Raw genomic sequence first — 26,653 nt, 5'->3', positions numbered from 1 at the left:
AGGAGCGGGTGTGTCTACACGGGAACCGCAGAGCCACCCGACCTTGTCTGAGCTTCGAGCTAAAGCTCAGCCCATCGAGGTCCGCAGCCGTAAGAACGCCGAGCACTGGAGCGCGCAGCTCTATCTCAGACACTTTTCGATCTATTTCACGATGATCCTTGTACGTACGAGGATCAGTGCCAACGGAGTCACAGGTCTGATGATCCTCGCCGGTTGGTGCATTGCGGCCAGCTTGCTGATTCCTGGGATCTGGGGAGCAGTCCTGGCGGTTTTCTTCTCCCAGGTTCAGATGTACATCGACTGCTGCGATGGTGAAGTGGCCAGATGGCGCGGGACCAGCGGAGCAAAGGGCGTCTTCCTCGACAAAGTCGGGCATTACACTACGGAAGGCCTAGTCGCTGTAGCGCTGGGCATTCGAGCGGTGGGGGAGTGGAAGAACCTTGGAGACGATCCCGCTGGAACCTACCCTTACCTGCTGGCCGGAACCGTCCTGGCTGGATTCGTTTTGCTGAACAAAGCACTCAATGACATGGTTCATGTCTCGAGGGCGTTCAATGGTCTGGACAAACTCGCGGACTCACAAGCGGCGACTGCGCTGAACCCGGGGTTTGTTGCGAAGCTCAAAAGAGCAGCTCGATTCGTACCGTTCCATCGCATCTATCATTCTGTGGAGATGTCGCTCCTCGCTTTGGTTGCGAGCATCGTCACCATTATTGCTGCGTCGGCTGGTGCTGCTCCTCTGTTCGGTGAGCGTTGGCTTGTCGTTATTCTGGTGCCCTTGTGTCTCCTATCTGTCATCGGACATTTCATGTCGATTATGGCCTCGAGGAGATTGTCATGACTGAAAAGACGAGAATCCTCAACCAGCGATTCGAATCCACACGGAAGTACACCTTCGGTGTCGTCGTCCTCTCACAGGGGAAGCGCCTCGATGATCTGAATCGTGGATTCCAGACGCTGCTCGCACAGAAGGGCGTCGAGCTCGACATCGTGTGCGTGGGCAACGGCTGGGAACCAGGGGGAATCCCTGCCGGAGTCAAGAAGCTTGCGCTTCCTGAGAACCTGGGCATACCAGCTGGTAGGAACGCCGGAGTACCGCATGTCGATGGGGAATTCCTGTTCTTCCTCGATGACGACGCATGGCTGCCTGATGACACAACGTTGATGCGCATGGCACAGCTCATGCGCACCAAACCGAAGATCGGACTGGTCCAGCCGCGAGTGGAGGAACCCGGGGGCCCCGAAGCGCCGAAGCGATGGATTCCTCGCTTGAAGAAGGGTGAAGCTGACCATTCGTCGAACGTCTTTTCTGTGTGGGAAGGAGCTGTCTGCATGCAGCGAAAGGCATTCGACGAATGCGGCGGATGGCCTGCGCCGTTCTGGTACGCACACGAAGGAATCGAATTGGCTTGGCGTGTATGGGACGTCGGCTACACAGTCTGGTACATGGGTGACGTCTCCGTGGCACACCCGGTGATCGATCCCAGGCGACACGACGAGTACTTCTACATGAACGCTCGCAACAGAGTGTGGCTGGCCAGACGGAATTTGCCGTGGCCATTCAACTGGGCCTATGTCGGATCGTGGACGGTGATGCAGTGTCTGAAATGGGCCAACAAGCCTGAACAACTCAAGCCATGGTTCACCGGCTGGAAAGAAGGCTGGAGGCTCGACCCGTGGAGCGAAGACGAGGAACCTCGCAAACTGTCCGGCCGAGGTGTTTTGAGGATGTCCCGGCACGGACGACCACCGATCATCTGAACCGCTGAATGAGCACACTGATTGGTCTGGCGGGCACCGTGAGGTGCCGAAAGATGAATCTCCATCGAGCCCACAGTGTCCTCTCCGAGTTTGAAGATAAGACAGCGACTGCAACAGAGTCACTGCCAACCGACTGAGAAAAGTTCTGGACGCGAAACATGCAAATGACGGCCACCGGTAATGACGCTTCGCCGAAAGCGGATAGTCGCAAGGGCAAGGGAGGATTCCGATCCGATATCCAGGGTCTCCGGGCGCTGGCCGTCGGAATCGTCCTTCTCTATCACCTGTGGCCTAACCGTTTCACGGGGGGATTCGCAGGGGTAGATGTCTTCTTCGTCATCTCCGGTTTTCTTATCACGAGCCACCTGATCAAATCGCCGCCTCGGACGTGGAAAGACGTGGCGAGCTTCTGGGCTCGGCGCATCCGTCGATTGCTGCCAGCGTCCCTGCTGGTTCTTTTTGTCGTGGGCGTGGCCACGTATCTGGTGGCGCCGCAGTCGATCTGGGTTGATACCGGACGGCAGATATTTTCCGCGGCTTTTTACGTGGTCAACTGGGACTTCGCGAACTCGAGCGTCGACTATCTGGCAGCAGACAATGCGCCGTCGCCTGTGCAACATTTCTGGTCATTGTCTGTCGAGGAGCAGTTCTACTTCATCTGGCCCGTCATCATCGGGCTGGCGTTCCTCATCGGGACGAAGATGAGGAGGTCGAACGCGGTCATCGGATTCACTGTTCTCGGCATCTTCACTGCGTCGCTCGTCTTCTCTGTGTGGTACACGATCGCCCAGCCGGCGATGGCGTATTTCATTACGCCGACCCGTATGTGGGAGCTGGCGACCGGTGGTTTGGTCGCGGTCTTCGTTACCTATGTTCGCCCGAAGCGCCTACCGTTCAGCTCGCTGATCGGTTGGGTCGGATTGGCAGGAATCGTCGGAGGGACCTTCCTCATTCGGCCGGACATGCCATTCCCTGGGTATATCGCGCTTGTCCCGGTGGTGTCGACGGCATTGGTCATTCTCGCTGATTCGCGGGGACGTTTTTCCGTGCTGAGTGTGCTGTCATTGCGCCCGGCGCGGTTTCTTGGTGATATCTCCTACTCCGTCTACCTCTGGCATTGGCCACTCATCGTTCTTGTTCCATATCTGTCGACGAAGATGGGACTGTCTGAGAACCTGGGTCGTCTCGACAAGGCGGTGATCATCCTCGTATCACTCGGAGTCGCTTGGGCCTCGACGACGTGGGTGGAGAATCGCTTCCGGAAGACCGCGGTCCTCGGAGGGCAGAAGAGGACCTTCGGCTTCGCTGTAGCTGCCATGGTCCTCGTGGGAGCTCTCGGGTTGAGTCAGATGTGGGTGTCGGACAGGATCGTGGAGGAGAATCAGGACGATCTTCAGATTGCGATGGATGATCCCAACTCGTGTTTGGGAGCGGCGTCGTTGCTTCCCAGTGCTAAGGACAACCCGAAGTGCGAGGACACGAAATCGATGATGATGGAGCCGGCTGCAGCGAAGAACGACAAGTCGAAAGCCTACGCTGACGGGTGCTGGGCAAGTTCTCCGTATAGGGGCCACCCTGAATGCACCTATGGACATGGCAAGAAGAAGGTCGCACTCGTCGGCAATTCGCATGCGGGACATTGGCTGCCGACCCTAGAACGACTAGCAGAGAAGAATGATTGGACGATTACCACGTTCCTCGCTTCCAACTGCAGCATCTCCACCCTGCCCCAAGACATCAAGACACCGGAAGGTATCAAGGGCTGTCAGAAATACGCTGACTGGGTCGTCGATCGGACAACCTCTGGCGGGTTCGATGCGGTAGTCACCTCTGAGCGACAGTCGACCCCGTTGCAGGGCAAATCATGGGAAGAGACTGAACAGCAGGCACCTGATGGACACAAATCGATCCTGCAGAGCTGGGTAGATGCGAAACTCGACGTCGTGGTTATTCGGGACACGCCGTATCCGGGCGGAGCCGACATCCAGGTCCCAGACTGTGTGGCGAAGCATGAAGATGACTTGGAGAAGTGCTCGGGGACACCGAAATCGTGGCACTGGATGGATCCGCTTGCAGCTGCGGCCAAGTCGATCGATTCGAAGCACATGTCGATCATCTACCCTCAAGATTGGTTCTGTCCCGGTGGTCGTTGCGAACCTGTCATCGGCGGAGTCATCACGTACTTCGATACAGCACATATCACGGCAACGTACGCACAAACGCTGGCTCCCCAGTTCGACTATCGGCTCAGACATACAGGGCTGGAGACGTTTGAATGACGCGACATTAGGTGTCGATTATCCGGATCTGCCAGATATCAGCGTTTCAACGACATGCACAATCGATACAATCAGCCAATCACCCAATCATCTGTAAAGGACTAGGCGAGTGAGCAATCAGCCAAATGCGAAGGACACATTCATCAGCAAGGGACGAGAGCTGGTGAAGCCTGTCGTCCATGGCATCGCTCGCCGTGCCCTGCCTGTTGTGGAGCGTGCCTCCGGAACGAGGTATGTCCGTGAACGGAGTGCAACCGGAGCAGCCGCTTCGCCGTCCAGCGCCAAAGGTGCGAAGAAGATCGCGCTCGAAACTGCGCGCTCGTATCGCAATCTGGCATCGGCGGTCAAAGGCCGTACCGCAGCCGATATCGATGGCTGGACCGTTGCTCCCGCGAAGAAGGAAGTCGATTCCAAACTTCGCGAGATCGCGCGGCTGAACGCAGACTCGATTCTTGCTGAGTCATTGATCAGTGGTTCCTCTCTCGGCGATTCAATGGTTGAAGCCGGAAGGGCGCTGATTGATGCGGGGCTCCATGGCGAGGCAGTGTCGATCGGCCTGAACCTGCGCCAACGTCCCGGCCACGAGCAGATCGGTCGCGTCCTGTTGGGAATGGCCTACCAGGGGTCCTCAGATTCAGAGTCCGCATGGGCCGAGTTCGAGCGCGTCGAGGATCGCGAACTCATCACGGCTGCCGCGCTCGAATACTATCCGACCGCGATCGACACTCTCGGCGACAATGCGCTGCCGCTGATCGAGGAATCGAATCAGAAGGGTTATACGGAGGAATGGAGCTCCAAAGCTGTGCTCCGGACAGCGGAATCCGCTTTCTGCATTGATGCCTTCGACCATGTCCGGACCTTGATCGAGAGCCGACTAGCCTGGGGTGAGGACAAGCTCAACGAAGCCGTCCACTACGAACTCAAGCGGATGCGCGAATGGCTCCCCGGCGGAATTCACCTGCAGCCGTTGCCGACGACGCCTGGCAAACGGAATTTCGGAGTTCTTAGCTACGACCAGCCGGGGATCCGTTCCCGGAACATCGGAGACTACATTCAGACGCTGGCTTCGATCGGTCACCTTCTCAGGTATGAGAACCTCGGGTTCACTGGTGATAAGGGGCTGACTAACCTTTTCACCGAGCTGCGCAAGTCGGTGAAGCCCGAGCGCAAGTACGCCGGGCCCGAAGCAGAGCTCAACCTCGTCGAGGTCTACCGCGACGGCAACGTCTACCAGGACATTCCAGAAGACACCTGGTACATCGCCTTCGGCTGGTACATGCATGACATTTTCGGCAAATCATTCAACATTCCGTTCCATCCCAATCTCCGTCCGATCCTTCTCTCAGTGTTCGTGCGCTACCCCGAAATGCTGACTCCTGACGCGATCGCCTACCTGAAGAAGTACGGGCCTGTGGGGTGCCGTGACTGGCAGTCAGTGGCTCTGCTTCGCGCGGTCGGAGTCCCGGCTTTCTTCTCTGGCTGCCTGACGACAACGGTGGACACAGTCTTCCCTGTTCGCGAGCACGACAAGCGGTCGGGAACCCTGCGCGTCGACTGGATGAAGGGTGGAAAGGGGCCATCGAAGAAGCAGACAGTCACCGCGATCAGGGACAAATCGTTCCCTGAAAACATCGAACTGGCTCGCAGTTGGGTCGCCGACTACGCATACAAGTACTCACGCGTCCTGACCTCGCGCCTGCACGCTAATCTTCCCGCACGTTCGGTCGGAGCCGAGGTCGAATTCGAGCCGAAGAACAGGTCTGATTCTCGATTCGGCGGGCTCTACGGCATCAACGACGCAGAGTTCGACGCCATCCGCTCGGGCATTTTGAACAAACTGTCGATCATCATTCCACTCATCGCCGAGGGCGCCGCCGAAGAAGAGGTCTACGCCAAATGGATCGAAATCACCGAAGAGGATATGTCAGCCGCCGACGCGTATCTGGCTGACTCGGCCCTTCCCGATGCCACCAGTGCTGACATTGCGTCCGCGCTGAGTACAGTCCAGCGACCGGAGCCGGAAGCTGGGACGACTGATGTCTACCTGTCTGTGAACAAGGGCGAAGAGTATCTTGTCGCAACGGCGGCGAAGTCCATCGATGAACACGTATCCGGCCGCTATCGCCTGTGGCTGGCATCGGGGGCGATTGAGGATTCGCGAATCGCCGAGATCGATTCGAGCCTCACCCAGGGCAGCGTTCATCTCCTCGATTCTGTGTCCTATCCGGGCGTCAGCGCGCGGGAGGATGTTGTGCAGGCTCTCCTGCCGCAGCTGTTCGCCAACCATGATCGTCTTGTGGTGCTGCCCGCAGCGGCCGAGGTGTCTGCGGACATCGCAGAACTCGTCGGTCTGAATCTGGGCTCTGCGCTTCTCAGTGCGAAGAAGGACGTCCGGAAGACACGGACCAGTGGACTGACTCTCATGCGTCGCGTGGCCAGCGCCTTCAAGAAGGATCACGTGGGGGCCTTGGACTTCGTCTTCTCCAGCCACAGCACACTCAACGAGGACTTCGTCGTGTTCGATCCGCAGATCGCAGTTCTCGACCTCGCCCGCCTTCGGAGCGAGAACGTGGTCGAGCGAGTACTCGGACTGCTGAAGACCGTCGGCATCAACTACACAGATTCGCTTCAGTTCGCAGTTGGTGGGCAGTACACGGAGCTTGCTCCCGAATGGAACATCCGAGCGAACTGGGAGACTACGGACAGCCCTAAGATCGTCAACTGGCGCGGTCAGATTCGTCACTTCGGCAACATGGCGCTGCCAGCATGAGCACGATGCCGTTCATGACTGTCACCGCCGCTGAGAGAGGGCATCGATGAGCCTTTTCCAGCGACTGCTCCGAACGGTGTCGGAGGGCGGCACTGAAGTCCCGCGGCGTGCGGTCGTTGCCGGCACGGACCGCGTTCATGTGTACAGCGCGACCTGGGGAATACCGCAGTCAATCGGAGGAATGACGACTGCTGCGCTGCGGCGGATACGAAGTTTTGAGAACTTCGGTCAACCGCTGTCTCAGACGTTGCTGACCTTCAGCCCACGGATGGATGCGGACGAGGCAAGAGACCGTCTGCTGTCCGAGGGGCGGATTGACGTATCGCTCAAGCTGCTCAACGTCTGGCAGGACCTGCGGGGGAGGTCTGACTCGGAATGTGCAGAGTTGGGAGGAATGACCCCGACCGATCCCGTTCCAGAGGAGGACGGAGAGGTCGAGAGCATCACCGATTTCTACGATGTTTTCCGTGCACCTGGCCGTGGCCGCGTTCTCCGTCGTAACTATCTGAGAACCGATGGCAGCCTGTTGCTCGCTGATGTCAGTGACCCGAAGATCGGCCGACGCTTCGTGCTCTACTCGTCGGCAGGAGCGCCGATGGCAGAGTGGCGGCGTCCTCGAGATTTCTACAATTCGTGGATTTCATCAGTCATCAGCGAAGACCCCGCAGTCCTCATCGTCGACGACAAGAAGATCAGCGAATTCGTCCATGAGATCACTGATCGAAAGTTCGCCCTCATCCTGTTCATGCACGGTTCCCATCTTCGGCAACCGTGGAACGGCGCACACGGGGAATTTCTTCAGCGGCGCGTGGAGACCATGCGCAACTTCGATCGCTTCGATGTCGTCGGGGTGCAGACGCAACAGCAGGCAGTGGCGATGAGGGCCCGAGGCATCTCTGGGGCGAACATCCGACTTCTCACGGGGGAGCTTCCGCCGACCGCAGTGGTTGACGAAGCCCCGACTGATCGCTTGCAGAACAGCGGTGTGATGATTGCCAACCTCATCGGTCTCAAACGTGTGGACCATGCGATCAGAGCCGTGGCGAAGCTGAAAGACAGAGGGGTGGATGTCACTCTCACAGTCCTTGGCGAGGGCGCAGAACGTCCGCGTCTGGAGAAGCTCATCACCGAGCTTGACGTCGGCGATCGGATCGAACTGCCGGGGTATGTCAATGACGTACCTGCGCGTCTGCAAGCCGCGTCATTCTCAGTTCTGACGAGTACCAGCGAGGGCCTGCCTCTGGCCATGATGGAGTCGATGGGATCCGGTTGCGTGCCGATCGTCTACGACATCACCTACGGTCCTCAAGATCTGGTGACGTCGGGATGCAACGGGTTCATCACTCCGCGTGGAGATATCGATGGGCTCGCAGATCAGATCGAGAGCTTCCTCGAGATCGAACCGGAACGTGTGGCGTCAATGCGTGCCGCAGCCGTGGACACCGTCGCGAACTACCTTCCCGAGGTGGGATACCGGCGGTGGAAGAAAGTTCTGGAAGAGCTTGAACCCGTGCCCCTGCTGCCCGTTGACCCCCGCAAGAGCGGCGAAGCGATCAGCGTGAAGGCAGTGAGCGTGACGCCTACCCCGAACGGATCGCAGGTGGCAATCGAGTTCAACCAGATTGCTGATTCGACGGCGGCAGGATTGCAGCTGGTCCTTACGGGACGTACGCTGAACTCGTATTTCCTGTGTTCCAAGCCGAAGATTGAGTCGCGAAAAATCAGCCGGGTGACTGTTGCCACGTTCTCCGTCGATGATGGCAAGTTCTCGGAGTCTGACGGCGAAATCTTCGATGTCTTCCTTCGGCGTCCTCATGACCCGTGGAACGGCAAACGCAGAATCCGCACACCAAAGGAGTTCATCCCAGCACGCTCAGGAGGCCGGGAGTGGTACTCGACGAAACACGGGAACCTGTCGGTTCGGCCTCGAGCCTGAGGCCTCCGCGCCGCCCGAAGGTGAACGACGAGACTTACTCGTCGTTTGCCTCGTCGTTTGCCTCGGCGTTGGTGGGCATTTCGAAATGATGGCCCGCCATCTCTGCGGTCCTCTCGGCGATGAGTGAACTGATCGCCTGGGTGAAGAGAACAGTGGACGTTCCCTTCTCGCCTTCGCCGAAGTAGTACTTCCGAAGTTCGCTGCGAGCATCAGCCGAGGAGTCGTCGCTCAGCATGTCCTGGAGCAGAACACCGGCCTCGGCGACCGTCGAGCTGTTGATGATTGGGGTGGCCCTGCTGATGGGCGCCTCGTCGTTGAGCTTGGCCGTGTCGTCGCGGCGGTCGGTCAGAATCAGAGGCTTGCTGGGCTGCAGGTAGAGGAAATCGAGACCGACGCTGGAGATGTCCGTGACGAGCAGATCAACAGTGTCGAACATCGCCAGTATGTCGCCCTCCAGCAGGATTTGGTGCTGGAGAGACTCGTCGGCAATTGATTCGTTCGTTGTTTCGATGAGCTCGAGAATACGGGCATTGGCATCGGCCATGGCCGGATCCTTCGAAGCATTGACCCGAGGATGAGGCTTGTAGATGACACGAGCATCGCTGAGTCCTAATGCTGCTTCGACGATCTGCGGGCCAAAAAGGTCGACCGACGTGTAGTTGTTCGCGTCATTCTCTCCCTCCCACGTGGGTGCGTACATGATCGTCGTCTTCGGTGAGGGTTCCAGCTCAGAGGGCCGCTCGATGTCCAACTGCGGGCGTCCAACTTTCACCAAGGAAGATTCGTCGAAATCGGCGAGCGACATGCGGTGACGGTTGATTGCGGCGTCGCCTGCGACGAAGACTCTGTCATATGACTTGGCCTGGTTGGAGACCATACTCAATTTGTCCGATTCGCCATGATTGACGTGAACATGGACCATGGGAGCAAATCCGAGGGACTGGAAGTTCGTCATTCCGTTGTTCACGTACAGGGCGAGGCGGAAGTCATTGGCGTGGTAGAAGGTCTGCAGGGGGTCGAATTTGCGCTTGAGGACCATCGGCAGGTTCGTGACCTCGCGGGCTGCGTTCAGCGCTGAAGGCTTGCGAAACACGAGAACTACCCTGTGGGTCCTATGCAGCTGCTCGAGCACTGGAAGCCACTGATCGAGCTGATAGAACTTGGGTTTGCGGTCACCGAAATAGACGACGACTTCGGCCTTGACGTAGCTGCCGTCGTATTCGTCCTCCATCTGATTCCAACGTTCGGTTCCGCGGATCCATTTGCTGGTGTTCTTCCAGGCAGATGATCGCACAGCCTTCAACGCCGTCTTACGAAGCAGATTCTTCACTGTGGACCTTTCAAGATACAGAGCAGGCTCGTTCTGGACAGCAAATCGCTATAGGCAACGATGTCACCCATAATCGTACGGGCAAAATTTGAATGTGAAATCTGCAGGGGTCCTCTGCGCTCTATCAATCGTTGCTTGATGGGGAGTGGGCCTTCCGAGCAACGCGGCGGGAAAAGCCAGGAGTTGGTCGACCCGTGCAAACGAGGCAGAATTGTGTTGGGTTGTTGGGAGCCATCTTCGTGTCCTTGAAGAATGAGGACTGTAGCGGCAATGCGGCAAAGTTGCGCGACTCCCTAAGCCCCATGATGGAAGTCATCGTTCAATCTGCTGTCCAACTATTCTTGGGCCGACACCAAGTTGGGCGACAGCAATACGGCACAGGAGACCTCGCCACTGGCATCATGGTCAGAACTAAGACTTCAAAGGATTGGTGCTCAATTGACCGGAATTCGTAGGGCCCTTGCGAGTGTCAAGAAGATCGTCAGCGGACAGCGGCCTCACAGAGAGAGCGAGCAGATCCGACTGGCAGACGCGCACGTCTACTCCGGACTATGGAGCGTATTCGCTGACTTCGGCGGAATGACCCGCGCTGTCATTCGAAGGACAAACAGTCTTTTGAAGCATGGGCACGTTCAATCGGCCACTATTCTCACATATGCGCCGAATAACGACGCCGAGGCTACTCACGAACGGCTAGTTGCCATGGGCATCATGGACGAGCGTACTGAGATCAGGAATCTCTGGTCTGAGATAAGAGGCTGGAACGATGACGAGCTCCAAGCGCTCAAGGGCAACGCCGTCACAGGCCCCGTTGAGGCGCCTGTAGGCGTGAGAACTGAGTTGTCACCACTGTACGTACTGTACAGAGACAGTGAGAGCCGTTCCATCATTCGTCAGGAACACTATCGGCCCGATGGGTCGCTTCTTCTGATAGACATAAAATCAAACGGCTCGAGACGGTTGATTCTGTATCAAACTGACGGGGAGCCTCTAGTTGAATGGGACAGGGCTAGGGATCTCTATCTGCAGTGGACTGATCACGTGATCGTCCGCAGACCAGCAATCTTCATCGTCGATGCCGGGCCGGTATCGGTCTTCGCACATGAACTGCGACCTCGTGATTTCGTGATGATTCACTATCTGCACGTTTCTCAGTTAAAACGGCCTGAGCGCGGTCGAAATGGCGAAATAGTATCCAATCGTCTAGAGTCTTTTCGAAACTTCGACAGTTATGATTTCACTGCAGTGCAGAGTCGGCAGCAGATTGACGATTTAGCGCACAGGGGATTCTCCGGTGAAAAGATGAGACTTCTGCCGAGCGAAATTTCGGAGAGCGCGTTTCAATACCCCGAGGGTGGATATCGAGATGAACTCAGGGGATGTATTGTTGCCCGTCTGGTGGAACTCAAACAGATTGATCATGCAATACGTGCCGTGGCTGAAGCGCGGCAGGAGTTCCCCGGGCTGAAGCTGGATATCTATGGAAAAGGAAATGACCTCGGCAGACTGAAAGAACTTGTCGCTGAACTTGGAGCAGACGACGCGGTGATGTTCAACGGGCATGTAGATGATTTACCAAAGCGATTGGCAGAATCTTCATTCTCGTTGTTGACAAGCAAGCACGAGGGACTGCCGCTGGCTGTACGGGAATCAATGGCTGCAGGGTGCGTTCCAATTACTTATGACATTACTTATGGTCCTCGAGATATCATCACGCACGGGGTTAATGGGTATGTTGTGCCGCAGGGCGACGTCAAGGCATTGACGGATCATATCGTCGAATTTCTCGGAGCGGAGCCCAGTAATCGGCAGTTAATGCGCGAATCTGCTGTCACGCGCGCTAAAGATTTTCTCTCCGAAAGTATCTATCCGGAGTGGAAGAAGGCAATTGAGCAGTCAACGTCGATTGTCGATCCTGAGCCGTTCCGTGATGAGAGATATATTCGCTCGCGCGAAGTCTCTCTAGAAGCCGTCGACGCCGGATTTGTGCTATCTATTGCTTTTGCTGATGAAGAATCGGTCTCCGCAGAACATTTGCAACTTGTATTGGCATCACGGCGCTCGAATACCTTCTTTTTGCGCATCAATAGGCCAGAGGTCAAGCGTGGTAGAGGCAAGTCGGCACAATACAGATTCTATGTTGAATGCGAGCTGTTCGACGAGTCAAAGAAGCAAACATTTGACGTTTTCGTTCGCAAGCCGGGTGCAGCATGGGAATCCAAAGTGCGCGTGAAGGTACAAGAGCAGTTCGAGGCGCTCGAGGCTGGCGGAATGAAATGGTATCGGACGGAATACGGAAATTTCAGCGTCAGCGTCTCGGGCCGATAATCATTTTCTTACGTTGGCAGTGTGGTGCACCCGGGTTTCGCGCTCTGATTGAGCCCATCCGCCGGGCTCGCTGTTGCTAAGTGATGCCACACGGCAGGGAGAGCCGGCCGCGAGGCGCTCAAGAGATTGAGTGAATTCAAATTGAACTACAGGCAAAATTGCACTGGTAGACTTGCAACCGTTGTTCGCGGGACTGCGAATGTTCCGAGGCGAAGTAGCTGGGAGTGGGTCATTGGAAAGTACACGCAATATCGCGGTCATCCTCGCGGGAGGCGTCGGCACCAGGATCGGTCTCGACACGCCCAAGCAACTGATCAAAATTGCGGGGCGTCCGATCATGGAACACACTCTCGCCCTCTTTGACGACCATCCGCTGATTGACGAAGTCATCGTTCTGATGGCTCGGGGTCATCTTGACAAAGTTCACGAAATCGTTCGAAAGAACGGGTTCGAAAAGGTCAAACTGGTCATGGAGGGCTCGGGGACTCGTAACGATACGACTCAAGTGGCTCTCAACGCGATTTCTGAACAATTTGACGAGGAATCCAACGTCATCTTGCATGATGCAGTGCGACCACTGCTTGCTCCCTCGATCATCAATGACGTCGTTCTCGCTCTGGAAACGAATGATGCCGTGGACGTTGCAATTCCATCGGCGGACACCATCATCGAGGTCGAACCCGGCACCGGGTCCTACCCGGTGATCAAGGATGTGCCTACGCGCGCGAATCTGCGCCGTGGTCAGACTCCGCAGGCTTTCAAACTGTCGGCCATTCAACGTGCCTACGCGCTCGCTAACCAGGACCCCAATTTCGAGGCCACCGACGATTGCACAGTCGTGCTTCGTTACACTCCGGACGTGCCAATTGCTGTCGTCACCGGTGACGACAGCAATATGAAGGTTACTGAACCGATCGACATCTACATTGCGGACAAGCTGTTCCAGTTGCCTGCACGAAACGAACATGCGGTAACAGAAGAGAAGCTGAAGAGTGCTTTGACAGGCAAGACGGTAGCTATCTTTGGCGGTTCCTATGGAATCGGCGCGGACATCGCCGCACTGGCAGCTGATTTCGGGGCGACAGTCAAGACATTCTCTCGGTCAACGACGAAGACTCATATCAATAATCGTGAGGATCTCGTTGCTGCTCGAGAGGAGATCGTGAAGGACACAGGTCGTGTCGATTATGTCGTGAATACGGCAGGCGTTCTGCCGCTTGCCCGTTTGGAAGATACGAGCGATGAAACGATCTACGAAGCCACAGAGATCAACTACATCGGACCGATTCTGCTTGCACAGACTTTTTACCCGGAACTGGTCAAGACACAAGGATCGTTGCTGCTCTTTACGTCAAGTTCCTACACTCGTGGCCGCGGCAACTACAGTTTGTACAGCTCGGCGAAGGCTGCAACCGTGAATCTGACACAGGCACTGGCCGATGAATGGGCTAATGAGAAGGTTCGGGTCAATTGCGTGAATCCCGAAAGAACAGGAACGCCGATGCGGACCAGAGCCTTCGGCGAGGAAGATCCGAATTCGCTTCTGGAATCAAAGACTGTTGCCAGGGCCTCGCTCGAGGTGCTGGTGGCCAATAAGACGGGGCATGTGATTGATGTCCGCCGCGAGGACCCGCTTGCAGGTTATGCAGACGACGTCGGCTGATCACATTGATTTTTTAGGCTAGTCCGAAACTATGTGGTTTCGGTCTTCCGGACCAGCTGACCTCGGATGTCTTCGGTCCAGGAGTTGAGAACCAGACAAGGTAGTACAGAGTGACAGATACCGATCTCGCGTCGTCTCAGGATATTCACGCTGGCAACGGCCCGGCCAGAGCTTTCCTGAGAAGTGCATTGACCTCGCTTGCGTCGTATGGTGCGCTGGCGTTGCTGGCCCTAGGTTGTGTGTTCATTGCGTCGGCGGATGGTGCCTCGCTGCCCTTCATCGTCGGCGTAGTGGCAATAGCAGCGTGGGACACTTTCCGGCTGTGGAGAAAGCGTTCACGGTTGGGCCATCGCGCAGTCATCAGAGCCGTATTGGCAATTGCAGTCAGTACTGCATTTGCGACGGCGGATGTTACCGAAGGCCTGTTGAGCGCCATCGCTGGAGTTGCAGTGGTCGGTCCCATCTTCTTCGAGAGTCTGCTGGCTAAAGGAACGAACAGCAAAGAGACTTTCATCTCCGGGCTGCCAGGAATCCGTACCTATGCGCCGTTGAAGAATTATGACGGGCCGCTGCTCACTGCGAGTGAGGCTGTCATCGTCTTCGGCGCGTTGACTGCCTGGGCCGGATCTGGTCCGTGGGTTTGGCTTGTGGCTACGCTCGTCCTCGACGGTCTGTACTTGGCCCTGGCGGTCGCTGCATATCGTCGGATCCGTCGGAATGCTCAAGCCAAGATGGATCTCCAAGATGCCATCAGAACTTACCAACCAGAGTTCTATGTCTATACCTCAAGGCCGGACGACGCTTCGTACCAAGTAATGATGTGGTTGCCCTATCTGGCACGAACCGGGAAGAAGTTCGCCATCATCACCCGCAACAATATCCCGGCAAAAGCTCTTGCTGAGCTGACAGACGCTCCGATCATCACCTGCCCGAAATCGGCAGACCTTGAAAAGACCTTGGTTCCTTCATTGGGTGCCGTGTTCTATGTCAATGCCTCCTCTCGCAACGGCGAGATGATCCGGCACCAGGAATACACGCACGTGTATTTGGGGCACGGCGATTCCGATAAGCCGCCGTCTTACAATCCGACGCACGCGATGTACAACCGGATCTTCGCAGCCGGCCAAGCTGCAACCGAACGATATGCGGCGCATGGAGTGACGATTTCGCCTGAGAAGTTCGAAGTTGTGGGACGGCCGCAGCTGGAAACCGTCGAGGTGACTGCTGAGCTTCCCGCCGACGGAAGTTCAACGGTGCTCTATGCCCCGACCTGGCGGGGACATGTCGATGAGACGATGCTCCACTCCTTACCTGTTGCTCAGCATTTGATCTCTGCGCTGATCAACAGGGGAATGATCGTGGTATTCCGTCCACACCCGTTCAGCTACGAATTCGAAGAAGATGCGGAAACTATCCGTCAGGTCCAAGAAACCCTCGCAGACGATCGTGCGAGGAGTGGCCGGCAGCATGTCTTCGGTGATGCTGCCGAGAAGGACATGGATGTCATCGAATGCATGAACGTGTCCGACGCCATGATCTCCGATGTCTCAAGTGTGGTGTCTGACTATCTATATTCGGGCAAACCGTTTGTTATGACAGCAGTGAGTGCTCAGGGCGACGACTTCATCGAGCAGTATCCGATCGCTCGAGCGTCCTATGTCCTCAATGGGGATCTAAGTAACCTCGACGAGGTGCTCGACGCGATTCTGCAGGAGGACCCTGATCGACAGAACAGACTGCAGTACCGAAGCTTCTATCTCGGCGACTTTCCTGACGAAGGCTACGCTGAGAATTTCGTATCTGCAGCAGCACGCATGGTCACCGATACTCACAACAGAGTGAACGAGATCGACGAGCCAGACAGTGACGTAGACGATGTCGAGCCTGAGACGAGCTTTGAAGGCAACGGAGTTCTGCAAGGAAGCGCCGACCCATCCGACGACACAGAAACAGCGTCACTGGAAACAGACGCGGACCTGGCTGACTCCAAAACCGCTTCAGCCACTCTGTCACTGATCTACCGAAAACTCGGCGGAAGAACCCTCGTCCCGGCTGGATTTGCAGCGCTAACTCTCATTTTTGCTTTGGCCCAAGCTCCTACTCTGCTGGTGTGCGCATCAGGGATTTTGGTTGGCTTCGGCTTCCTTTTCGTTCATCGTCGCAGCCTCAAATCGAAGAGCCGATTGGCTGGAGTGCTGCGCGCGAGCAATTCTGCACGAGCAGTTGGAGCCGCAGTTCTTGCAGGCTTTTGGGAGTACGAATTCGGGTCAAGCTGGGCCGTGAATACGTGTGTCGCCATCCTGACATTCACCATTGTCATGGAGTCGAGTCTGGCCAAATCGTGGAAGGTGACCGGACTCGAAGCGCGGAATTTGCCGAATGCCGAGACCCGCGGGTTCCAACCGATAGGGCGGGGCGTAGTTGCTGTTGCTAACGCGATAGTGATTTCTGTGGGCTGGTTCTTCGCGATATTCGGCGTGCTCGAGTACCTGCTTCTGGTTCTTTCCATTGTTCCGACAGTGCTCGCAATTGCTCTGTTTGCGGCCGGTCTCAAACGCGGGATGCGCAGTCTCCGGTTGGAAAGCAGGCTGCACGACTTACTGAACGAGTACGGCGCGGAGTTCGTGGTCTACTTCGGCTCGAATGTCGGGATCAGCTATCAGTTGGGTATGTGGGTGCCGTACTTCGAGCGGATCGGTCAGAAATTTATCGTTGTCACCCGTAGCCTGAAGATGATGAGGGCTGCAGGGCAGATCACCGATGCTCCGGTGATCAACCGCCCGACGTTGCGTAGCCTCGAAGAGGTGATCACTCCATCGGTCGGTGCCGCGTTCTATGTCAACAATGCAGGTAAGAACACACACTTCATCGAACGGCGAGAGATGAAGCATGTATGGCTCAATCATGGAGACTCTGAGAAGCCTGCCTGCTTCAATCCGGTCCATGCGATCTACGATGTCATCTTCGCTGCAGGTCAGGCCGGAATCGATCGTTACGAGCGGCATGGCGTCCGAATTCCGCGTGAGAAATTCGAGATCGTGGGCCGGCCGCAAGTCGATCAGATCAAGTTCGATGGGACCGAAGCCGATTCCGGTACCGAAAAGACCGTGCTCTATGCCCCCACATGGAAGGGTGCCTACCAAGATTCAGAGCTGTACTCGCTTCCGTCAGGAACTGACATCGTCCGCGAGCTCATTGGACGAGGTTGCGCTGTCATCTTCAGAGCGCATCCACTGAACTACCGATATGTGCGAGCTAAGGAGTACATCGCCGAGATCCAGGAGATTCTCGCCGCCGATGCCAAAGTCAGCGGCCGCCAGCATATCTGGGGAGCCGCAGCAGAGAAGGACATGACGACTGACGACTGCTTCAACGCATCAGATGCCATGATCTCTGATGTTTCGGCTGTCGTCACCGATTACCTGCAGTCGGGAAAACCACTGTCGGTCGTCTCTGTCGCGAAGACCAGAGAAGAACTCCTCAACGAGGTCCCTGCTGCAAAGGCCGCCTACGTCCTCGAAGAAGACCTGACGAACCTGTCCGAAGTCCTCGATGGTCTGCTCGTCAACGATGTCAAAAGCTCCGAGCGTGACAGCATGCGAAAGTACTATCTTGGTGATTTTCCCGCTGAGACATACGCGGATGCGTTTCTCGATGCCTCGAGGCAGATGATTGCAGCGGGACAGCAACGTCATAGCAATGATGGCGTTTTCGATACAGATCAAGGTGGAAGCAATGACTGAAATTTTGCTGAGGGCCTCGAAAGAGCCGTGGGAATTCGTATCTGCGTCGGAGGTTCTGAAGTCGAACACGATTGCGAACAACTCCGGTAATCTTCTGTTCGGTCAGTCCGTCTATCGCATACTCTCGGCTCCTGGGGTGACGATCACACCTGATCGATACGCCAGCCACAGGGCCCAGAACACACGGGAGTACGCTGCCTGGATAAACGACTCGTTCGACCACTTCGTCATCCCTCTGGCCAACGCATTTCGTCCGGCGTTCAGGCCGGCCCTGAAACGATTGACGAAAGTCATTGAGCGGCTCAAGATCCCCGTGACAGTGATCGGAGTGGGTAGCCAACATAAGCTCGAAGGTGGCCAGGCAGACGAGGAGCTCAATGGTGACGTTCAGTCGTTCATGGCGGAGGTCCTGGAGCGCTCGGCAAGCGTCGGTGTCCGTGGCGAACGGACTGCGGCGTTTCTTGCCACATTGGGATTCGGCGACGATCAGGTTGATGTGATCGGCTGTCCTTCAGTCTTCATGTACGGGGACCCCCAGCCCATTGAAAAGACTGCGGCGTCTCTGACTGATGATTCGAGGATCGCAATGACGATCTCGCCCTATGTGGGCAAACTCAACGCCCTCGTCGCATCGCATACGAAGAGTTATCAGAATCTTGTCTATGTCCCTCAGAATCTCAAAGATCTCAACATGATGGTGTGGGGAGAAGACCGCGCGACGCCGAAGAGTCGTTGGAACCCCACTCATGTTGCACATCCGTTGTACACCGAAGACCGAATGAGGTTTCCGCTCGATCCTCGTACCTGGGTCGATTATCTCACCGACTTCGACTTCGTCTTCGGCAGTCGCATCCATGGTTCAATTGCAGGAATCTTGGCCGGAGTGCCGACTATGTTGTTGGCACACGACTCCCGCACCCTCGAACTTGCCGAATATCATGCCATCCCTCATCTGAAGGTGACTGATCTGAGTTCGAAGACCGATGCCAAGCAGCTGTATGAGCAGACGGACTATGCCGAATACAACTCGCGGATTCCGGAGGTTCAACGGACGTTGGCAGCCTTCCTGGAGAAGAACGGTTTGCGTCATGCGCTGACCGAGGCTGATACGGCCACAGAATTTGACGATAGGCTTGCGGCCGCAAAACTGCCGGACATGGTGACTACTCTTTATGCGGCTCAGGGCGAAGGCCGAGCCGCTATTCTCGATCGAGTCCGTGGCCTACACCGGGAACAGACCGCGCTCGAAAAACGGGTGGAAGGACTGGAACAGCAGGTTGCGGGCTTCTCCTTCGAATCCGAGGTTCGAAGCCTGATCGGCTCGTGGCGGAGGCAGACTGCGCGCAAGCTGGGGTTGCGGAAATGAAGAGGCGACTTCGGCAAGCGGCGAGAGTGGTGCTGGACTCGAAAGCGGGCCGCTATCTCAAGTCTTTGGTCAGCGACAGCGGTCCGGCTCGCAGGAAAGGCATCAAGCTCAATGGTTCCCGCCGGTTTGCAGATGTCATTGCCTACTTCGGTGATAGCCCGGACAAGATGTACCAACTGGAGCAGTGGCTGCCGGCGTTTGAGGAACTCAGTCAGAGTCGGCCAGTTGTCGTCGTGACAAGGAATGCAGAGTCCTTTTCACTCGTCACCCAAGTCACCCACCTCCCGGTGGTGTTGGCGGAGACGCAACCCGACCTCATCGATCTGTATGCGGACGCCGACTACAAGCTGGCGATCTACGTCAACAACAGTATGCGCAATTTCCAATCGATGGCAGAGCCTTCGATCATCCACGTACATGTTGACCACGGTGAAAGTGACAAAACGAGCTCGATCTCGAATCAGCTGAAGGCCTACGACAAAGTGCTCGTCGCCGGTCAAGCAGCAAAGGACCGCTGCCTTGCTGCATTGTGGGGACTCAACCCAGGTAATTTGGTATCAATCGGAAGGCCGCCACTCGATGGAGACTTCGCTTCGGTGCTGCCTCCTGATGAGAGGCTCACGGTCCTCTATGCCCCTACGTGGCAGGGTGAAAACGAAGCGAATAATTTCACCTCACTGGACCTTCTTGGCCCCGACATTATCCGCGGGCTGCTGGGTGCTGGCGTTCGAGTGATATATCGGCCGCACCCGCGGATGGCAGAGATGGGAACGTCTGAGGTCCTGCGGGCAGACGAATCGATCAGGCGAATGCTGAAAGACGCTAACGCTGAGAACGCCGGGCACGTGGTCTCAATTGATCACGCTCTCTTCGACCTGTTCAAAGATGTCGATGTTCTCATCACCGACGTCTCGAGCGTCGGGCTTGATTTCCTCTACCTGCATACCGACAGGGGCCTGATCCTCACTGACCGACACGGTGACACGGAAAGAATGCAGAAGTCCTCACCGATCGGTGCCGAACTTGCAGTGGTTTCTGCCGGTACGATTCACGATCTCCCGAAGCAACTTGGCATCGCCCGGTCAGACGAATCTGCTTTGGCAGCGCGTCTGAAACTCAAAGCCCTTTACTTCGGAGAGTTAGAGGAGGGGCGGTCGACGACCGCATTTATTCAAGCCATTGGTGAGGCGATCGACGAACGAAGTGAGGCGAGAGAAGCTATCGCCGACAGGTAGTTGAGTATTCCACAGCTTCAAGCTTCAACGGTCGCAACATCACGAAAAACTACACAATGGCTCAGTAAGTATTGCCAAAATCGCAACACATGTGCAGACTGTAGTGGTGGTTGAGACGAGCGAAGGTGCAGAAAATGGTCGGCAGACCCTGATCGACCGTCTTCGCGAGGCCATCGCCGGGGCGGGGATCAACCACAGCGAGGTCGCCCGAAAAATCGGCATCGAGCCGAGCAAACTCTCCAAATCCCTCGCCGGAACACGGAAATTCCGGGTCGAGGAGATCTCTGCCATCGCGACCCTGACCAACGTCACCGCTGACTGGCTCACGACCGGACGTTCGGCACGGCCGCCTCTGCGCGGGGCTATTGGCCAGATGCATCACGAACCTTCAGATTCCGCCGTCCTGACGGATATGGTGCCTCCTCCTCCGCCCGTAGAGTCGGGCGAGTGGATGTCCAAAGGAACCCGGAACCGGCGGAGGATCGTCTCCGCAGCGTGGGAGCTCTATGCGGATCGGGGCATTGACAACGTGCGCGCCGAGGATGTCGCGGCGGCGTGTGGGCTGAGCGCCTCAGCGGTGAATTACCACTTCCGGACGAAGCCGCAGCTTCTGCAGGCCGCCCTGCGGTACTCACTCGAGACTATCGCCGGGGTCCGCGACCTCAACGAGCCGTCGGACCCTGTCGCGACGCTGCGGCACTTCGCCCGCGTCCACGCCGGCGTGGACATCACAGTTCGCAGGGTGTGGTCGATCTGGATCCAGAGCTGGGCGCGGGCGGAATCGGATGACCAGACGAAACGCAATCTCACTGCCGTCTACTCCGAATGGCTCGACATGATCACCGGCGTCGTCGCTGCCGGCCAGAGCCAGGGAACCATCCGGACAGGCAACACCAGTCTCATGGTCAAGGCTCTGAGCGTCTTCATCGACGGACTCGGCGTCGCCCGCAGCACGCAGCACATGCCCATCACAGACGAGGAGGCGCTGAGCATGCTCGATGAGTACCTCGATGCCCACATTCTCACTGGCACGCACCCGCAGGAAGAAGGCACATGAACACACCGAATCGAAGACAAGCGCTGGGGGCGGGGCTGTCGATATCAGCACTCGCCGGCTTGAGCGCCTGCGGGGGCGGCTCAGTCGGTGCCGCCGACGCAGGGAAACCAGTCAAGGGCGGAAGCCTGCGCGTGGGAGTCACGGGAGGCAACTCCGCGGACACCGTCGACGCCCACATTCCGGTCAACAGCGGCGACGTCTGCCGCGCCGTGAACCTGTACAACGCGCTCTATGGGTGGGATGACGACTCTCAGGTTGTGCCGCTGCTGGCGGAGTCCTTCGAATCCAACGCCGACGCCACCGTCTGGACGTGCACCCTGAAGCAGGGCATCAAGTTCTCCGACGGCAGTCCGATCACCCCAGACGATGTGATCTTCACCTTCAAGCGGATCACGGACCCCGATGATCCCAAGACCGCGGCAGCGAACTTCTCCATGCTCGACAAAGTCGTCGCCAAGGATGACCGCACCGTGGAGTTCCACCTCAGTGAGGCCAACGGACTGTTCAAGGACGCAGTCGCCGAATACACAGCGGCGATCGTCCCTGAAGGCTACGACCCGGAGAACCCCGTGTGTTCAGGGCCATTCAAACTCAAATCGTTCACCCCGGCCCAGTCGACGGTGCTCGTGCCCAATGAGCACTACTTCGATTACGACAAGATGTTCCTCGACGAGGTGCAGCTGCTGAACTTCAACGACTCAGACGCACTCATCAACGCGCTCCTTTCAACCCAGGTCGACGCGATCGCGCAGATCCCTGTGGCACTGGTCGAGGTCATCGCCGCCGATGAACGCATGGCCATTCTCAACTCCGAGACCGGCATGTGGTTGCCGCTGACCATGCGCGTGGACAAGAAGCCCTTCGACGACGTCAAGGTGCGCCAGGCCTTCCGCCTCGTCGTCGACCGGGAGCAGATGATCGAACAGGTCCTGTCCGGCTTCGGCACCATCGGCAACGACATGTTCGGGCCGCTGAGCGAGAACTATCCCGAGTTCCCGCAGCGTAAGCAGGACATTCCCAAAGCCAAGAAGCTCCTCGCCGAGGCGGGCTATCCCGATGGTCTCGACGTCGAGTTGGTGACGGCTCCGATTCAGTCCGGTGCCGTCGAATCCGCTCAGGTCTTCGCTCAGCAGGCCGCCGAGGCCGGTATCCGGGTGAAGATCCGCAGGGTCGATGCGACGACGTTCTTCGGCGAGGAATATCTGCAGTGGGACTTCGCGCAGGACTTCTGGTACACCCGAGATTTCCTGCCGCAGGTCATCTCCTGCGCTCTCGAAGAGTCGCCGTTCAACGAAACCCACTGGGACGAGCCCGCCTTCAACAAGGTCTTCGACAAGGTCCGCGGCATTCCCGAGGTTGAGAAGAGACGCGACGGCGAACACGAGCTGCAGAAGATGCTCTACGACGAAGGCGGCTACATCGTGTGGGGATTCGCCAACCAGGTCGACGCTTTCCAAAAGTACGTCGGCGGGCTGGTCAAGAACTCCACCGGGCGGCCTCTGGGCGGCTGGCGGTTCGACCGCGTATGGATCGGAAAGGTGTGACATGTTCGGAAAAGTCATCGGACGCAGGCTGATCTTCTCCGCCTTCATCCTCCTCGCAGTCTCCCTCCTCGTCTTCGGCGCCACGTTGCTGCTGCCCGGCGATGCGGCTCGAGCCATTCTCGGCCAGCAGGCCACTCCGGAGCGCATCGCGGCGCTGAACGAACAGTTGGGTCTCAACCAGCCTGCCTGGCAGCGATACTTCTCCTGGCTGGGTGGACTCTTCGTCGGCGACTTCGGCACCTCGACGGCCAGCGGCGGTTCCGTGGCGCAGCTTCTCGGCGAGCGAGTCGGAAACTCGTTCATCCTCATGGCCGCGGCCGCCATCATCTCTGTGCCTCTGGGCATCGGCTTGGGCGTCTACCAGGCACTGCACCGTGGTGGCCGACGCGATCAGGCCATGACGGGCCTCAGCCTCGTCTTCGCAGCCATGCCGGAGTTCGTCATCGGCATCGGCCTCATCGCGATCTTCGCGACTTCCGTCTTCCAGATTCTGCCGGCCGTGACCCTGGCTCCGCCGGGCGAACCCGTGTGGGGTCGACCCGAGCAGCTCATTCTGCCTACCCTGACCCTCATCCTCGTCGTCACTCCCTACATTGTGCGGATGATGCGCGCGACGATGATTGAAGTCCTCGACTCCGGTTTTGTGGAGATGGCCCGACTCAAGGGCGTACCCGAGACACGTGTCATCATGCGCCATGCTGTGCCCCACGCGCTGGGACCGGTTGCGCAGGTCGTGGCGATCCAGCTGGCGTGGTTGGCCGGCGGCGTGGTCGTCGTCGAGTTCCTGTTCCGCTATCCGGGTCTGGGCCAAGCGCTCATCGATGCGGTGACCTACCGTGATGTGCAGGTCGTGCAGGCGATCTCTATGCTTGTCGCCGCTGTCTACGTCGTGGTGAACCTGGCGGCCGACATCGTCGGCATCCTCACCAACCCGAAGCTGAGGAGTGCAGCATGAGCACGAACACGAATAGCCTCGACGACCTCAAATCCGCAGCGGTCGACGGTGGTGAGGTGCCCAAGGAATCACAGACCACCTACACGCCGTTCTTCAAGCGCGTGCTGGCGCAGAAGCAGGGCAAGATCGGTCTGACACTGACCATCATCGTCCTGCTCCTGGCCTTCTGCGGACCGCTGCTGCTGCCCTGGGCGACAGGCAACACGGCAACCGAATTCGTCGCCAAGCCCTTCAGCCCGCATGGGCTCTTCGGTTCGGACAACCTCGGCCGTGATGTGCTCTCCCGGTTCTTCGCCGGTGGGCTCACCCTCATCGTGTATTCGGTTCTCGCCACGGCGCTCGGCATGATTCTGGGCGCAATCATCGGCATGCTCGCAGCCTATGTGGGCGGCACTTTCGATGCGATCATCATGCGCCTCAACGATGTCATCCTCGCCGTCCCACAGCTGGTGTTCGCGCTGCTGGCCATCACCGTGTTGGGTCCACAAGGGTGGGTGCTGGTGACCGTCATCGGCGTGACCCACGCCCCGCGCATCGCCCGCGTCGCACGCTCAGCAACTTTGGGCGTCATCACCGAGGACTACATCCTCGCCGCAGAGATGTATGCGATGCCGCGGTGGAAGGTGCTGCTGCGTGAGCTGCTGCCCAATATCACCGGGCCGCTGAGTGTTGAAGCCGGGCTGCGCCTGACCTACTCGATCGGCTACATCGCTTCTCTGTCGTTCTTGGGACTCGGACTGCAGCCGCCCGCTGCTGACTGGGGTCTGATGATCAACGAGAACCGGATCGCGCTGAGCATCCAACCCTGGGGTGTGCTGCTGCCGGTGATCGCCATCGCGCTGCTCACCATCGGCACCAACCTGCTTGCGGACTCCTTCGCCAGGGCCACCGCATCGACGTCAGTGGAGGCATCATGACCACAGAGACAACCACGGTCCATCATGATGATGCGAACCTTCCCAATGAGAAGATCGTTCTGCGTGTGACCGATCTGAAGATCGCGACGACTGCCGGCAATGAGATCCTCCACGGCGTGAACTTCGCGCTCAGCCGTGGGGAGATCCTCGGCCTCGTGGGGGAGTCGGGATCGGGCAAGACCACAGCCGGTCTGGCCTGCATGGGCCACTTCCGGGAGGGGCTGAAGTTCGCCTCCGGGTCCGTGAGCCTGTGGCCTCGCGGTGATGACACCGCCGTCGAGGTGGTCGAACTCGACGAGGTGGCTGTGCGGTCCCTGCGCGGGTCGCGGATCGCCTACATCCCCCAGGACCCTGCGCTATCGCTGAACCCTGCGATGCGGGTGGGCGAGCAGATCCGTGAGGTCCTCGACATCCACGAATTCGGCAGCTCCGAGGCCGAACGCACCGAGAGGGTGGCCGCAGTCCTCGTCGATGTGGGACTGCCCGGTGACAAGGCCTATCAGAAGCGGTGGCCGCACCAGCTCTCCGGTGGTCAGCAGCAGCGCATCGGCATCGCCATGGCCTTTGCCATGTACCCCGATGTGCTCATCCTCGACGAACCTACGACCGGTCTCGACGTGTCCACGCAGGCCGTCGTCCTCGATACGATCCGGCAGATGACTGTGGCGAACAATGTCGCCGGTCTCTACATCACCCACGACCTTGCGGTGATCAAGGACATCTCCGACCGGGTGGCAGTGATGCTGCGCGGTGACCTCGTCGAAGAGGGCCCGGTGGATTCCGTGCTCCAGGACCCGCAGCACGGGTACACGAAGATGCTCATGTCCGCAGTGCCGGACCTTGCCGGTCGCAAGACCATCGGCGAAGGTGCGGCAGCGGAACCGGAGCCCGAATCCAAGGCCACGCACATTCTGGTCTCGGACAGGGAGCCGAAGTCCGAGGACTCGAGCGAAGCTGCCGGGGCGCAGGGGTCTGCGGATTCAGGGGCTGGTGCAGCCACCTCGGCGAGTGCACCGTTGCTGCAGGTCACGGATGTGGCACTGGCCTACGGGAAGGCGCAGATCCTCGACGGGATCAACCTCACGTTGGAACCCGGCGACTGCACGCTGCTGTTGGGGGAATCAGGGTCGGGCAAGACGACTCTGTCCCGCTGCGTCGCCGGGCTCAACGATGACTACTCCGGTTCTGTGCGGCTGCGCGGTCAGGAGCTGGCGAAGTCGACGCGGAAGCGGACGAACGAACAGCGGGTCGGCATTCAGTATGTGTTCCAGTCCCCGTTCTCCTCCCTCAACCCGCGCCGGTCGATCGGTCAATCGTTGACCGTTCCCCTGGAGATGAGCGGTGAGGGCACTGCCGCGAGCCGGAAGGCAAAGGTCGAAGAAGCTTTGGACTCTGTACGTCTGGGGCGCAGCTTCTATCACCGTCGGCCAGGTGACCTCTCCGGTGGTGAGCGGCAGAGAGCCGCGATCGCCAGAGCCTTGGTCAACCAGCCCTCGGTGCTGGTCTGCGATGAGATCACCTCAGCGCTCGACGTCAGCGTGCAGGCCTCGATCATCGGGCTGCTGCGCACGCTGCGCCAGGAACACCAGTTGGCGATGCTGTTCGTCACGCACAACATTGCGCTCTCGCGCCATATCGCGGACAACCTCGCTGTGCTCAACAAGGGCACAATCGTCGACTACGGGCCGACTGCCCAGGTTCTGGAGACTCCGAAGCACGAGTACACGCGCACGCTGATCGCGGACGTGCCGAAATTCTGAGACCTCGGG

16 protein-coding genes are annotated in these 26,653 nt (G+C 58.0%); 15 read left to right on the top strand and 1 reads right to left on the bottom strand.

The genetic code is table 11. From position 1 onward, the window contains the following. Positions 1-10 precede the first annotated feature (10 nt). The 5 genes from FO013_RS20525 (at position 11) to FO013_RS20505 (ending at position 8,746) form a co-directional block, all read left to right on the top strand. Positions 11-841 (top strand): CDP-alcohol phosphatidyltransferase family protein, encoded by an 831-nt coding sequence (locus tag FO013_RS20525; protein ID WP_260848305.1) that lies wholly within the window; start codon positions 11-13, stop codon positions 839-841. Next, a complete protein-coding gene (locus tag FO013_RS20520; RefSeq protein ID WP_143924419.1) occupies positions 838-1,761 on the top strand; it encodes a glycosyltransferase family 2 protein in 924 nt (307 codons plus the stop codon). Before FO013_RS20525 ends, FO013_RS20520 begins: the two co-directional genes overlap by 4 nt. Before the next feature lie 164 nt (positions 1,762-1,925). Beyond that, positions 1,926-4,040 carry an acyltransferase family protein gene (locus FO013_RS20515; protein WP_186293242.1) on the top strand — a complete coding sequence of 705 codons (2,115 nt, stop codon included), beginning with the start codon at positions 1,926-1,928 and terminating at the stop codon, positions 4,038-4,040. A 109-nt stretch (positions 4,041-4,149) separates the two neighbouring features. Further along, complete coding sequence (locus tag FO013_RS20510) at positions 4,150-6,810, top strand: glycosyltransferase family protein (RefSeq protein ID WP_143924417.1); 2,661 nt, start codon at positions 4,150-4,152, stop codon at positions 6,808-6,810. A 46-nt stretch (positions 6,811-6,856) separates the two neighbouring features. Continuing rightward, positions 6,857-8,746, top strand: coding sequence for a glycosyltransferase (locus FO013_RS20505; RefSeq protein WP_143924416.1), 1,890 nt, complete (start codon positions 6,857-6,859; stop codon positions 8,744-8,746). Between the two features lie 34 nt (positions 8,747-8,780). Here the strand turns inward: FO013_RS20505 and FO013_RS20500 are convergent, their stop codons facing one another. Beyond that, positions 8,781-10,076 carry a CDP-glycerol glycerophosphotransferase family protein gene (locus FO013_RS20500; protein ID WP_260848304.1) on the bottom strand — a complete coding sequence of 432 codons (1,296 nt, stop codon included), beginning with the start codon at positions 10,074-10,076 and terminating at the stop codon, positions 8,781-8,783. Between the two features lie 711 nt (positions 10,077-10,787). On the opposite strand from FO013_RS20500, the gene FO013_RS20495 reads away from it, so the two are divergent. The 10 genes from FO013_RS20495 (at position 10,788) to FO013_RS20450 (ending at position 26,644) form a co-directional block, all read left to right on the top strand. Then, the gene (locus FO013_RS20495) at positions 10,788-12,404 is read left to right on the top strand and encodes a glycosyltransferase (RefSeq protein ID WP_186293241.1); all 1,617 of its coding nucleotides are present in this window, start codon (positions 10,788-10,790) and stop codon (positions 12,402-12,404) included. A 232-nt stretch (positions 12,405-12,636) separates the two neighbouring features. Next, positions 12,637-14,067 carry a bifunctional cytidylyltransferase/SDR family oxidoreductase gene (locus tag FO013_RS20490; RefSeq protein WP_222103693.1) on the top strand — a complete coding sequence of 477 codons (1,431 nt, stop codon included), beginning with the start codon at positions 12,637-12,639 and terminating at the stop codon, positions 14,065-14,067. A gap of 110 nt (positions 14,068-14,177) precedes the next feature. After that, entirely contained in the window at positions 14,178-17,810 is a 3,633-nt protein-coding gene (locus FO013_RS20485) for a CDP-glycerol glycerophosphotransferase family protein (RefSeq protein WP_143924413.1), read from the top strand. Beyond that, complete coding sequence (locus FO013_RS20480) at positions 17,740-19,176, top strand: polysaccharide pyruvyl transferase family protein (protein WP_186293240.1); 1,437 nt, start codon at positions 17,740-17,742, stop codon at positions 19,174-19,176. Before FO013_RS20485 ends, FO013_RS20480 begins: the two co-directional genes overlap by 71 nt. Continuing rightward, positions 19,134-20,411, top strand: a complete 1,278-nt coding sequence (locus tag FO013_RS20475) for a CDP-glycerol glycerophosphotransferase family protein (RefSeq protein WP_143924411.1) — start codon at positions 19,134-19,136, stop codon at positions 20,409-20,411. Before FO013_RS20480 ends, FO013_RS20475 begins: the two co-directional genes overlap by 43 nt. 106 nt (positions 20,412-20,517) lie before the next feature. Beyond that, a complete protein-coding gene (locus FO013_RS20470) occupies positions 20,518-21,468 on the top strand; it encodes a TetR/AcrR family transcriptional regulator (protein ID WP_260848303.1) in 951 nt (316 codons plus the stop codon). Continuing rightward, positions 21,465-23,012 (top strand): ABC transporter substrate-binding protein, encoded by a 1,548-nt coding sequence (locus FO013_RS20465; RefSeq protein ID WP_143924410.1) that lies wholly within the window; start codon positions 21,465-21,467, stop codon positions 23,010-23,012. Before FO013_RS20470 ends, FO013_RS20465 begins: the two co-directional genes overlap by 4 nt. A gap of 1 nt (position 23,013) precedes the next feature. After that, positions 23,014-23,967: an ABC transporter permease gene (locus tag FO013_RS20460; RefSeq protein ID WP_143924409.1), complete on the top strand. Its 954-nt coding sequence runs from the start codon at positions 23,014-23,016 to the stop codon at positions 23,965-23,967. After that, complete coding sequence (locus FO013_RS20455; protein WP_222103691.1) at positions 23,964-24,884, top strand: ABC transporter permease; 921 nt, start codon at positions 23,964-23,966, stop codon at positions 24,882-24,884. Before FO013_RS20460 ends, FO013_RS20455 begins: the two co-directional genes overlap by 4 nt. Beyond that, complete coding sequence (locus FO013_RS20450) at positions 24,881-26,644, top strand: ABC transporter ATP-binding protein (RefSeq protein ID WP_222103690.1); 1,764 nt, start codon at positions 24,881-24,883, stop codon at positions 26,642-26,644. Before FO013_RS20455 ends, FO013_RS20450 begins: the two co-directional genes overlap by 4 nt. Positions 26,645-26,653 lie beyond the last annotated feature (9 nt).

The organism is Brevibacterium aurantiacum, assembly GCF_007558825.1.
Classification (GTDB): domain Bacteria; phylum Actinomycetota; class Actinomycetes; order Actinomycetales; family Brevibacteriaceae; genus Brevibacterium; species Brevibacterium aurantiacum_A.
The sequence above is the reverse complement of the archived record's forward strand: the minus strand, read 5'-3'. Positions and strand labels throughout refer to the sequence as shown.

What these genes read in the sequence shown, in the direction of transcription:
- FO013_RS20450 (WP_222103690.1), top strand. Translation starts at nt 24,881, where the DNA reads ATGACCACAGAGACAACCACGGTCCATCATGATGATGCGAACCTTCCC.
- FO013_RS20455 (WP_222103691.1), top strand. Translation starts at nt 23,964, where the DNA reads ATGAGCACGAACACGAATAGCCTCGACGACCTCAAATCCGCAGCGGTC.
- FO013_RS20460 (WP_143924409.1), top strand. Translation starts at nt 23,014, where the DNA reads ATGTTCGGAAAAGTCATCGGACGCAGGCTGATCTTCTCCGCCTTCATC.
- FO013_RS20505 (WP_143924416.1), top strand. Translation starts at nt 6,857, where the DNA reads ATGAGCCTTTTCCAGCGACTGCTCCGAACGGTGTCGGAGGGCGGCACT.
- FO013_RS20520 (WP_143924419.1), top strand. Translation starts at nt 838, where the DNA reads ATGACTGAAAAGACGAGAATCCTCAACCAGCGATTCGAATCCACACGG.
- FO013_RS20465 (WP_143924410.1), top strand. Translation starts at nt 21,465, where the DNA reads ATGAACACACCGAATCGAAGACAAGCGCTGGGGGCGGGGCTGTCGATA.
- FO013_RS20515 (WP_186293242.1), top strand. Translation starts at nt 1,926, where the DNA reads ATGACGGCCACCGGTAATGACGCTTCGCCGAAAGCGGATAGTCGCAAG.
- FO013_RS20495 (WP_186293241.1), top strand. Translation starts at nt 10,788, where the DNA reads ATGGACGAGCGTACTGAGATCAGGAATCTCTGGTCTGAGATAAGAGGC.